This is a genomic window from Rhodococcus sp. NPDC077669 (assembly GCF_040686915.1).
Classification (GTDB): domain Bacteria; phylum Actinomycetota; class Actinomycetes; order Mycobacteriales; family Mycobacteriaceae; genus Rhodococcoides; species Rhodococcoides fascians.
Genome location: NZ_JBFBMD010000005.1, coordinates 37,062 through 48,461, shown reverse-complemented (window position 1 = coordinate 48,461; position 11,400 = coordinate 37,062). Strand labels below are relative to the sequence as shown.

10 protein-coding genes are annotated in these 11,400 nt (G+C 63.4%); 8 read left to right on the top strand and 2 right to left on the bottom strand.

The window, feature by feature from the left end:
- Positions 1-41: 41 nt before the first annotated feature.
- Positions 42-731, top strand: a complete 690-nt coding sequence (locus AB0P23_RS07990; protein ID WP_032368648.1) for a YceI family protein — start codon at positions 42-44, stop codon at positions 729-731.
- Here AB0P23_RS07990 and AB0P23_RS07985 read toward each other — a convergent pair.
- Positions 712-1,617: a sterol desaturase family protein gene (locus AB0P23_RS07985; RefSeq protein ID WP_032373328.1), complete on the bottom strand. Its 906-nt coding sequence runs from the start codon at positions 1,615-1,617 to the stop codon at positions 712-714. The genes AB0P23_RS07990 and AB0P23_RS07985 overlap by 20 nt on opposite strands.
- A gap of 71 nt (positions 1,618-1,688) precedes the next feature.
- On the opposite strand from AB0P23_RS07985, the gene AB0P23_RS07980 reads away from it, so the two are divergent.
- The 7 genes from AB0P23_RS07980 to tgt all read left to right on the top strand — a co-directional run bounded on the left by AB0P23_RS07980 (position 1,689) and on the right by tgt (position 10,749).
- Positions 1,689-2,144 carry a GNAT family N-acetyltransferase gene (locus AB0P23_RS07980; protein ID WP_032373329.1) on the top strand — a complete coding sequence of 152 codons (456 nt, stop codon included), beginning with the start codon at positions 1,689-1,691 and terminating at the stop codon, positions 2,142-2,144.
- Between the two features lie 29 nt (positions 2,145-2,173).
- Positions 2,174-2,632, top strand: a complete 459-nt coding sequence (locus AB0P23_RS07975; RefSeq protein ID WP_027494603.1) for an Rrf2 family transcriptional regulator — start codon at positions 2,174-2,176, stop codon at positions 2,630-2,632.
- A gap of 86 nt (positions 2,633-2,718) precedes the next feature.
- Positions 2,719-3,369 (top strand): TetR/AcrR family transcriptional regulator, encoded by a 651-nt coding sequence (locus AB0P23_RS07970; protein WP_363797326.1) that lies wholly within the window; start codon positions 2,719-2,721, stop codon positions 3,367-3,369.
- A gap of 2 nt (positions 3,370-3,371) precedes the next feature.
- Positions 3,372-5,660 carry an MMPL family transporter gene (locus AB0P23_RS07965; RefSeq protein WP_032399322.1) on the top strand — a complete coding sequence of 763 codons (2,289 nt, stop codon included), beginning with the start codon at positions 3,372-3,374 and terminating at the stop codon, positions 5,658-5,660.
- A gap of 91 nt (positions 5,661-5,751) precedes the next feature.
- On the top strand, positions 5,752-7,485 hold the full coding sequence (locus AB0P23_RS07960) for an ABC transporter ATP-binding protein (RefSeq protein ID WP_027494600.1): 1,734 nt from the start codon (positions 5,752-5,754) through the stop codon (positions 7,483-7,485).
- Between the two features lie 83 nt (positions 7,486-7,568).
- Positions 7,569-9,428 (top strand): ABC transporter ATP-binding protein, encoded by a 1,860-nt coding sequence (locus AB0P23_RS07955; protein WP_230591456.1) that lies wholly within the window; start codon positions 7,569-7,571, stop codon positions 9,426-9,428.
- Between the two features lie 82 nt (positions 9,429-9,510).
- A complete protein-coding gene (tgt, locus tag AB0P23_RS07950; RefSeq protein WP_032399321.1) occupies positions 9,511-10,749 on the top strand; it encodes a tRNA guanosine(34) transglycosylase Tgt in 1,239 nt (412 codons plus the stop codon).
- Here the strand turns inward: tgt and AB0P23_RS07945 are convergent.
- Complete coding sequence (locus AB0P23_RS07945; RefSeq protein WP_230593349.1) at positions 10,703-11,389, bottom strand: pyridoxamine 5'-phosphate oxidase family protein; 687 nt, start codon at positions 11,387-11,389, stop codon at positions 10,703-10,705. The genes tgt and AB0P23_RS07945 overlap by 47 nt on opposite strands.
- Between the last annotated feature and the right edge of the window lie 11 nt (positions 11,390-11,400).

Genomic DNA, 11,400 nt, shown 5'->3' with positions numbered 1-11,400 from the left:
CACTCCCCATGGGCTTGAAGCTGCAACTATCATCGTCGGTCATGACCAAGAAATGGTGGACAGTTGGCGTCGTTGTCGTAGTGCTCGTGGCCCTCGGGCTGTATTTCGGCCCCAAGATCTACGCGTCCTTCCAGGAGGACGACGCTCCGGCAGCGACCGTCGACACCTCCGGTGCGCAGGCCGCCACCACCGACGATCTGAACGGCACCTGGACGGTGACGGCAGGCGATGCGTCGAACAAGACCGCGGCCGGCTACACCGTCGACGAGGTGCTCAACGGATCCGACGTGACCGTCGTCGGGTCGACGCCCGAGGTCAGCGGCTCGGTGACCGTGGCGGATAATTCGTTGACCGCCGGTGAGGTTGTGGTGCAGACCAATTCGATCACCACCGACAGTGACCGTCGAGACGGTCAGTTCCGCGGCAACATCTTCGACACCGCGACATATCCGACGGCGACGTTCACCATCGACCAGCCCGTCGACCTCTCGTCGTTGCCCAAGGACGGCACCACCCAAACCGTCACGGCGGAAGGCACATTGACGCTCAAGGATCAGACGCGTCCGGTGTCGGTCGAGATGGAGGTGCTGCAGTCCGGTGACACGCTCATCGCGTCGGGTGCAATTCCGACGACGTGGTCGGACTACGGCATCGAGCCGCCGTCGCTCGGTTTCGTGACCGTCGAGGGTTCGGGAACCGTCGACTTCCTGATCAATCTGAGTCGGCAGTAGCCCGTTCTCGTGGGGCCGCCGGTGTCCATCCCGGCGGTCCGACGACGTATCCGACGCGTTCCTTCCATGACCTCGATGCCGCGACATCCCGTGCGATGTTGCGGTATTCGTGTGTTTGAAGCGTCCAGATGTTGAACGTGCCGACGGGCTTGGTCAGTCCGTAGTTCGGTCGCTGGACTTCGTCGGCGTAGCTGCCGAACAGGCGGTCCCAGACGATCAGGATGCCGCCGTAGTTCTTGTCGAGGTACTGCGGATCGCGACCGTGATGGACGCGGTGGTGCGAGGGCGTGTTGAAGACGAACTCGAACGGCCGCGGCAATTTGTCGATCCGTTCGGTGTGTACCCAGAACTGGTAGACGAGATTGATCGAAAAGCCCACGAACACCATCCACGGCGGCATCCCCAGCAGCGGCAGGGGCAGCCACATGATGATCTCGCCGCTGTTGTTCCACTTCTGCCGCAGCGCCGCGGCGAAGTTGAAGTACTCGCTCGAGTGGTGAGCCTGATGGGTCGCCCAGATCAGTCGGGTTCGGTGTGCGATGCGGTGGTAGCCGTAGAACAGCAGATCGACGCCCAGGATGAGGATGACCCACGTGTACCAGGCGTCGGCGGGTAGATGCCACGGCGCGATGTAGACGTAGATGGCGGTGTAGCCGATCAGGGCCAGCGCTTTCCACGCAGTCGTGGTTGCGATCGAAACCAAACCCATGCTCAGGCTCGCCCGTGCGTCCCGGGCCGAATACGCGCCGGGGGTTCCGTCTTCGAGTTTCTTCGCCGCGATCCACTCGATCGTCAGCAGTAGCGCGAACGCGGGGACGGCCAGGGCAACCGGATCCCGCAGCGGTTCGGGTAGCGAGTTCCACGCCGATGCGAGTTGGTCCCTCATGTGTACAGCCTTCCGTGCGTGACACTGCTGTTCGAAGTGTAACGACAGTATGGTGATCGTAGTCTCGACGCGTGAAAATTCGTAGCCGCCGTTCCGGGGATATTGCGTTCTGTGTGACCGCGCTGGCGACGGTGCACGAGGCCGACGGGTATCCCGCACTGTGGCCCGAGGATCCGGCCGCCTGGTTGCACTCCGCAACGCAGGTCGCCGCATGGGTAGCGGAGTCGAATGACCGCATCATCGGCCACCTGGCACTCGACCTGGTCGACGACGGGCTGATGGTCTCGCGATTGTTCGTCCGGCCCGAGTGCCGGGGTACAGGCGCAGCCGCGGCCTTGTTGGACGCCGCAGTGGCGTATGCGGCAGAACGGACCGTTGCTATCGAACTGCACGTGGAGCAGGGCTCGGCTGCGGCGATCGCGTTCTACGAAAAGTCGGGCTGGGTCAGGACCGGCACCGCACCCGCGGACTGGGTGTTGCCCGACGGGCGCAGAGCCGTCGAGCATCGGTACGTTCTCGGTCGCTAATTTCCTATCGAAATGATAGGAATTGAATCGTGCACATCACGGCGAAAGCGGACTACGCGGTGCGGACTCTCGTCGAGCTCGCCGCGGTCGGCGGCCGAGCACCCGCCAAGGCCGAGGCGCTTGCCGCCGCTCAAGGGATACCGCACAAATTTCTCGAGTCGGTGCTCTCCGACCTGCGTCGCGCCGAGTTGGTGCGAAGTAGAAGGGGACCCGACGGCGGATACTGGCTCGCGCGGGAGGCGTCGAACATTTCCGTCGCGGACGTGATGCGTGCCGTCGAGGGGCCGCTCGCGTCGGTGCGCGGGCAACGGCCCGAGGATGCGCAGTACGCCGGTCCCGCCGAGCCGTTGACGCGGGTGTGGCTGGCCGTCCGGGTCAATCTGCGTGCGGTTCTCGAATCCGTATCGCTGGCGGACATCGTCGACGACGACCTCCCGGATTTCGTCGGAGAGCTGATCAGCGAGCCGACCGCATGGTCCCGTCGATGACCTGAGTCACAGTCGGCCACCGATGTGGCACGGTCGTCAATATTGCACAGCTCTGCAAACTTGCCGAGCTGTGCAACTTCCGTATGTTGGACAGGGTGACCACCCCGACCGGCCTTCGCGATCAGAAGAAGGCAGCCACCCGCGATGCCCTCGGCATTGCCGCAGTCAGTCTGGGAAAAGAGCACGGACTCGATGCCGTGACGGCCGACGCCATCGCACACGAAGCCGGAGTGTCGACCCGAACGTTCCACAACTACTTCTCCAACAAGGAAGAAGCGGTACTCCACAACATCGAGGCCTCGGCCCTGGAATGGTTCGAGCTGCTTCGCGCCAGACCCGAGGCCGAACCCATCTGGGATTCGCTGCAGCACATCGCCGTCAACCTCGTCGCCGACCCCGGCCGCGACCTCGACGACACATTCGCCGCAGCACGACTCATCGAGGCCAACCCGGCGCTGATGGCGCGCAAGCTCGAAATGCACCACTCGCTCACCCGCAAACTCGGCGAGGCGATCGCTGAGCGCACCGGAACCGATATCGATTCCGACCTCTACCCCAACCTGCTGCAAATGGCAGTCGGCGGTGCCGTGACCGCCGCACTGAACCTGTGGATCAACGACCCCGGCGGAGAGAACACTCCGAAAGCGCTTGTGGAGAACGCATTCCAACAACTCCGCGCCGGAATCCCCGAGCCGAAATCTCGCCAGCACGTATCCGATAACAACCGAGGAGCCTGACAGTGGCCACCTATCTGTACCGAATCGGCAGATTCGCCTACCGCCGCAAGGGGGTCGTCCTCGGCCTCTGGCTCGTCATTCTGATCCTGGCCGGAGTGGGCGCAGCCACGCTGTCCGCGCCTACCGTCAACTCGTTCAGCATCCCCGGAACGCCTGCTCAGGCTGCATTGGATCTGCAGAAGGAACGATTCGGCGGAGCCGAGGATCCCCTTCAGGCCGTCAACGCCGAGTACGTGTTCCAGGCACCCGACGGTCAGTCGCTCGATGCCCCGCAGTACACCTCGGCCATCGACGCCACGATCGCCGAGATCGAGAAGGTCGATGCGGCCAAGCCGGCGGAAGGCGCTCCGCCGCTTGCCGATCCGGTCGAGGCCAACAAGGCCATCGTGCAGCAGTACACCGACGCAGCCGCCGAGGCAGGAACGCCGGCCGACAAGGTGGCAGCCGACGCGGCAGCCACGTCGCCGTTGAGCCCCAACGGCAACGTCGGCACCGTCACGGTTCCGATCAACGTCGAGCTGGCCGATGTCACCGACGCGATTCGCAGCGATCTCGATGCCGCGGCGCAACCCGCGCGTGACGCAGGGCTGACCGTCATCCTCGGTGGCACCGTCGCCCAGGAGAACCCGTCGCCCGGTGGAAGTTCGGAGATCGTCGGTCTGGCCGTCGCCGCCATCGTCCTTCTCATCATGTTCGGCTCGGCCGCCGCTGCCAGCCTGCCGCTGATCACCGCGATCGTCGGTATCGGTATTTCGAGTCTGGCCATCACGACGGCCTCCGGGTTCGCGAGCCTGTCCTCGTTCACGCCGATTCTCGCGATCATGATCGGTCTTGCCGTCGCGATCGACTACTCGCTCTTCATCCTCGCGCGGTACCGGCACGAACTCACGCTCACCGACAACCGCGAAGAAGCAATCGGTCGCGCGGTCGGTACCGCCGGATCAGCCGTCGTGTTCGCCGGCGCGACCGTGCTCATCGCCCTCGTCGCCCTGCGCGTCGTCGGCATCCCGTTCCTGTCGCAGATGGGTCTGGCAGCAGGCTTCGCAGTGTTCGTCGCGGTACTCATCGCCCTGACGTTCCTGCCCGCCATGCTGGGCGTCTACAAGGGCAAGGCCTTCGCGGGCAAGCTCAAGTTCGTCAACACCACCGACCCGGAGGACCCGAACGCAACCCCCACCAACGGTCTTCGGTGGGCACGGTTCCTGGTCAAGAAGCCGATCCTCGGCCTCGTCGGAGGCATCGTGCTGCTCGGTGTCATCGCGGGCCCGACCACCGGGCTGTCGCTGGCTCTCCCGTCGATCGCCACCTCGGACCCGTCCACGCCTGCCCGTCAGGCCTACGACATCACCGAAGAGGCATTCGGGCCGGGACGTAACGGACCGCTGCTCGTCATCGCCGACGCGTCCGACGTCGCCGAGGCAGACCGCACCGCGTCCTTCGGCAAGGTCATCGAGACGATCACCGCACAATCCGACGTCACGAACGCGCAGATCGTCGCCGTCAATCCGGCGGGTGACACCGCGCAGATACTCGTCACCCCGTCGAGCACACCCAACAGCGACCAGACGAAGGCGCTCGTGACCAACCTGCGCGATGCCGAGAGCGGATTGCAGGAGAGCTCGGGCGTCTCCTACGGAGTGACGGGCGAAACCGCGATCGGGATCGACATCTCGGAGCGGCTGCAGAGCGCGCTGATTCCGTACCTGGCCGTGGTCGTCGGACTGGCGTTCGTGCTGCTGATGCTGGTGTTCCGCTCGATTCTGGTGCCGCTGACGGCAACGGTCGGGTTCCTGCTCAGCGTGCTCGCCACCTTCGGTGCGACGGTGTTCATCTTCCAAGAGGGCGGGCTCGGCATCATTTCCAACCCGCAGCCGATCGTCAGCTTCATGCCGATCTTCCTCATCGGTGTGGTGTTCGGCCTCGCGATGGACTACCAGGTGTTCCTCGTCTCGCGCATGCGTGAGGAGTTCGTGCACGGCGCGGCCGCCAAGGACGCCGTCGTCAACGGCTTCAAGTACGGCGCACGCGTGGTCACCTCGGCAGCGGTCATCATGATCTCGGTGTTCGCCGCCTTCATCGCCGAGCCGGACTCGTTCATCAAGTCCATCGGCTTCGCATTGGCCGCCGCCGTCTTCTTCGACGCGTTCGTCGTCCGTATGGTGCTGATTCCGTCGGTGATGGCGCTACTGGGCGACAAAGCCTGGTGGTTGCCGAAGTGGCTGGACAAGATCCTGCCCAACGTCGACATCGAAGGGGCCAAGCTGAAGACGGCCCCGGAGAAGCGCGCGTAGTACTCGCGTCGCAGCTGAGAGGCCGAAGATTGCTCGTAATACTCGAAACGGAGAGACTGTTATCCATGTGTACGAGTAATCTTCGGTCATCATGCTGATCCCCCTTCTGCGTAGGTTTCTCGCCCCGTACAAGCTGCCGATTCTCTGCTTGGTGCTGCTGCAGCTGATCGCCACCCTCGCCGCGTTGTTCCTCCCGAGTCTCAACGCGGACATTATCGACAACGGTGTGACCGTCGGCGACACCGGCTACATCCTGTCCGCCGGCGGCGTCATGCTGTTGATCTCGGCAGTACAGATCATCAGCTCTGCCGCAGCGGTGTTCCTCGGTGCACGCACGGCCATGAGTGTCGGACGCGACCTTCGCGGAGCAATCCTCGAACGCGTCGGCACGTTCTCCGCCCGCGAGGTCGGAAAATTCGGTGCTCCGTCACTGATCACCCGCAACACCAACGACGTGCAGCAGGTGCAGTTGGTGATCATCATGGGATTCACCATCGTGGTGATGGCTCCCATCATGTGCATCGGCGGCATCGTGATGTCACTACGTGAGGACATCGGCCTGTCGTGGATCCTGCTCATCGCCGTGCCCGGCCTCGCACTCGCGATGGGCCTGATCATCGTTCGCATGGTGCCGGCCTTCCGCTCCATGCAGAAGCGCATCGACGCGGTCAATCGCGTACTACGCGAACAGATCACCGGCATTCGCGTCGTGCGGGCGTTCGTCCGCGAACAATTCGAGGTCGACCGTTTCGGCGCAGCCAACACCTCGTTGACCGAGACAGCACTCAAGGTCGGCCGGCTGATGGCCTTGATGTTCCCGACCGTCATGCTCATCAGCAACGTCACCAGCGTCGCCGTCATCTGGTTCGGTGGTCACGCCATCGACAACGGCACGATGCAGATCGGTTCGCTCACTGCGCTTCTGAGCTACATCATGCTCATCCTGATGTCGGTGATGATGGCGTCGTTCATCGCGATGATGGTGCCGCGCGCATCGGTCTGCGCCGATCGCATCAGCGAGGTTCTGGCCACCGAATCCTCGGTGGTGTTGCCCGAGAATCCCCGGACGTTCGTGTCCTCACCGGGCACGGTCGAGCTCGTCGGGGCCGAATTCTCTTATCCCGGAGCCGAATACCCGGTGCTGTGCGGGGTGAATCTGACTGCCGAGGCAGGCAAGGTCACCGCCATCATCGGCGGTACCGGATCGGGTAAATCGACTCTCGTCAATCTGATTCCACGGCTGATGGACGTCACCGGCGGCCAGGTGCGGGTCGGCGGTGTCGACATTCGCGAACTCGATCTGGACCTGCTGCGATCCGAGATCGGATTCGTGCCGCAGAAGCCGTACCTGTTCTCCGGCACCATCGCCAGCAATCTGCGGTACGGCAAGGCCGACGCCACCGACGCGGAACTGTGGGAGGCGCTCGAGATCGCCCAGGGAGCCGACTTCGTGCGCGCGATGCCCGACGGCCTAGAGACTGCCGTCGCGCAGGGCGGCACTACTGTGTCGGGCGGTCAGCGGCAACGACTGGCCATTGCCCGGGCGCTGGTACGCAAACCCAAGATCTACCTGTTCGACGATTCCTTCTCCGCTCTCGACCTCACCACCGACGCGAAACTGCGTGCGGCGCTGCGGCCGGTGACGCGAGATGCATGCATGATCGTTGTGGCTCAACGGGTGTCGACCATCGTCGACGCCGACCAGATACTCGTGCTCGACGACGGAAAGCCGGTGGGCGTGGGTAACCACGAGCAACTGATGGCCACCTGCCCCACCTACGCCGAGATCGTCGACTCGCAGCGGCAAGTTGCAGGTGCACTGTGACCGACACCGACACCGACACCACCAAGGATTCCGCGGCCAAGCCCTCCTTGGAGAAGAAGAAGGGCAGTCGCGTCGCGAAGGCACTGCCGGCCACGAAAGCCAAGAACTTCAAGGGCTCGTTCAAACGCGTCATCGGTTTGCTTGCTCCAGAACGATTCCTGCTGAGCCTGATGCTCGTGCTGGGAATCGTCAGCGTCGTCCTCAGCGTCGCTGCGCCGACCGTCCTCGGGCATGCGACCAACCTCATCTTCAACGGAGTCGTCGGCGGAGATCTCGAACCGGGGCAGACGAAAGAACAAGCGGTCGACGGCCTTCGGGCCGCCGGTAACGACACCGTCGCCGACCTCGTCTCGGGCATGGACGTGACGCCCGGTGCGGGAATCGATTTCGGTGCCGTCGGAACGGTGTTGCTCTGGGTTCTCGCACTGTACGTAGTGTCTGCACTGCTGGCGTGGGCTCAGGGCTACATCCTCAACATCGCGCTGCAGCGTCGAATTCTGTTGCTGCGCGGCAGCGTCGAGGCCAAGGTGCATCGCCTGCCGCTGCAGTACTTCGACAACAATGCCCGAGGCGAGACGCTCAGCCGCGTCACCAACGACATCGACAACGTCTCGACCAGCCTGCAGCAGACACTGAGCCAGCTCATCACCGGCATCCTGACCGTGCTCGGCATCCTCGGCGTGATGATCTGGATCTCGCCGTTGCTCGCTCTGGTTGCGCTGCTGACGATCCCGGCCTCGTTCCTGGTGACCGCGCTGATCGCCAAGAGGTCGCAGCCGCACTTCGTGGCGCAGTGGAAGCACACCGGCAAGCTCAACGCGCAGATCGAAGAGACCTACACCGGCCACGAGATCGTCAAGGCGTTCGGCCGCCAGGCGGAGGTGGAACGCGAGTTCGGTGACCGCAACGAGAAGCTCTTCCAAGCAGGCTTCCGGGCGCAGTTCATCTCGGGCCTGATCATGCCGATCATCATGTTCCTCGGAAACATCAACTACGTCGTCGTCGCCGTCGTGGGCGGCCTTCGCGTGGCGTCGGGAACACTGAGCCTGGGCGAAGTGCAGGCGTTCATTCAGTATTCGCGGCAGTTCACTCAGCCGCTGTCGCAGGTCGGCGCGATGATCAACCTGATTCAGTCCGGAGTCGCGTCCGCCGAACGCATCTTCGAGGTGCTCGACGCCGACGAGGAAGACCCGGACGTCGTGCCTGCGTCCAGCCCGACGGAGCGCCGCGGACGCGTCGTGTTCGACGACGTCTCGTTCAGCTACTCGCCGGAGCAGCCGCTCATTCAGAACCTGTCGCTCACCGCAGATCCGGGACATCTGGTGGCGATCGTCGGACCCACCGGTGCCGGCAAGACCACGCTGGTCAACCTGATCATGCGGTTCTACGAGATCGATTCCGGCCGAATCACACTCGATGGCGTCGACACACGCAAGATGACTCGCGACGAGTTGCGTTCACGAACCGGCATGGTGTTGCAGGACACGTGGTTGTTCGGCGGCACCATCCGAGACAACATCGCCTACGGTGACCCGACCGCCAGTGAGGAAGAGATTCTCGAGGCGGCTCGGGTGAGCTACGTGGACAAGTTCGTGCATTCGCTGCCCGACGGATACGACACGATCATCGACGAGGAGGGCAACAACGTCAGCGCCGGTGAGAAGCAGCTCATCACCATCGCCCGTGCCTTCCTGGCCAAGCCGCTGATCCTGATCCTCGACGAGGCCACCAGCTCGGTGGACACTCGCACCGAACTGCTGGTGCAGAAGGCGACGGCAGCGCTGCGCAACGACCGCACCAGTTTCGTTATCGCGCATCGTCTCTCGACCATCCGTGACGCCGACACCATCGTCGTGATGGAAAACGGCAGCATCGTCGAGCAGGGCAATCACGAGGAATTGCTCGAGGCCAAGGGTGCGTATTACCGGCTCTACAGCAGTTAGGCGGCTGGCGCCGCACGTGAGTGGAAAATCGTAGTGGGCTACGAATTTCCACTCACAAGCGGCGAAGCCGCATACTGACGCGGTGAGTTCTTCCAATTTCGGCTTCGATATCGGCACCCGGCTCGACGGTGAGCTCGGACGCACCGGCACCATCCACACCCCGCACGGCGATATCGCCACCCCCGCGTTCATTGCGGTGGGGACGAAGGCGACCGTCAAAGCGGTGCTGCCGGAGGCGATGAAGGAACTCGGCGCACAGGCGGTACTCGCCAACGCGTATCACCTGTACCTGCAGCCGGGCTCGGACATCGTCGACGAGGCAGGCGGCCTGGGCAAATTCATGAACTGGGACGGGCCCACGTTCACCGACAGCGGCGGCTTCCAGGTGATGTCCCTCGGTGTCGGGTTCAAGAAGGTCATCTCGATGGATGCCTCACGGGTGGAGTCCGACGACGTCATCGCCGAGGGCAAGGAACGATTGGCCCACGTCGACGACGACGGAGTCACATTCAAGTCCCATCTCGACGGCTCGAAGCATCGATTCACTCCCGAGGTGTCGATGCAGATTCAGCATCGGCTCGGAGCCGACATCATGTTCGCGTTCGACGAGCTGACCACGCTGATGAATACCCGCGGGTATCAGGAGAAGTCGGTCGACCGCACCCAGGCATGGGCGAAGCGATGCGTCCTCGAACACGAACGCCTCACCGTCGAGCGTGCCGACAAGCCGTACCAGGCGCTGTTCGGAGTGGTCCAGGGAGCGCAGTACGAGGACCTGCGACGCAAGGCCGCGCACGACCTCGAGACGATCACCGGTGAGACCGGCCGCGGCTTCGACGGCTACGGAATCGGCGGCGCACTCGAGAAGCAGAACCTGGGCACCATCACTCGGTGGGTGAACGAGGAACTGCCCGAACACAAGCCGCGCCACATGCTCGGGATCAGCGAGCCGGACGACTTCTTCGTCGCAATCGAGAACGGTGCCGACACCTTCGACTGCGTCAATCCCTCACGGGTGGCGCGCAATGCGGCGATCTATGTGCCCACGGGCCGCTTCAACATCAACACCGCGAAGCATCGGCGCGATTTCACCCCGATCGACGAGAACTGCGACTGCTACACCTGCGCGCACTACACCAAGGCCTACATCCATCACCTGTTCAAGGCGAAGGAGATGCTTGCCTCGACGCTGTGCACGATTCACAACGAGCGATTCACGGTCAAGCTGGTCGACGACATCCGCGCTTCGATCGAGCAGCAGCGATTCACCGAGTTCAAGACGGAGTATCTGGGCCGGTTCTATGCGTCGAAGACTGCCTGAGCTGATCTTCCAGCTCCGAAATACGCTGCAGTAGTTCGGTTTCCCGTTCGGCAGCTTTGCGCTGGTATACCTCGGACAGGTCCGCGAGGTACGCCGCGTCGTAGCGCGGGATGATGCTGCGCGTGCAGTTCCAGTCGAATGCCTCGACGTGGATGACGACGCTGCGTTCGCAGGTGGCCGCGACGGTCAGGTCACCGATCTTTTTGAGTCGCTCCAGTAGTTCGGGATCGTCCGCGGCCTCGATCGTACGTGCCCGTCCGTAGAGCTTGAGTCGTTGCCGCAGAGGGTAATTCACGAGGAAGATCGCGACGCGATCGTCGTGATCGAGATTGGCCGCCGTCACGTACTGATGGTTGCCGGCGAAATCGGCGAAACCCAGAGTGTGGTTGTCGAGAACCTGGAGAAATCCCTTCGGTCCACTGCGGTACTGGATGTAGGGCCACCCGGACTCGGTGACGGTGGCGATCTGGAACTGATCCAGGGCGCGGATCATCGCCTTCTCGCGATCGTCGAGTGGCATCGGGCCGTCGTCGGGTCGCTCGGTCTGTGAGCCGTAGGCGGTGTAACTGCCGTCGACCTGCTGCCGCGCAATCGCGGCAGGGCCGAACATCAGGTGGTGATAGTGGTTGTTCGGCGGCACGCACCGACCAT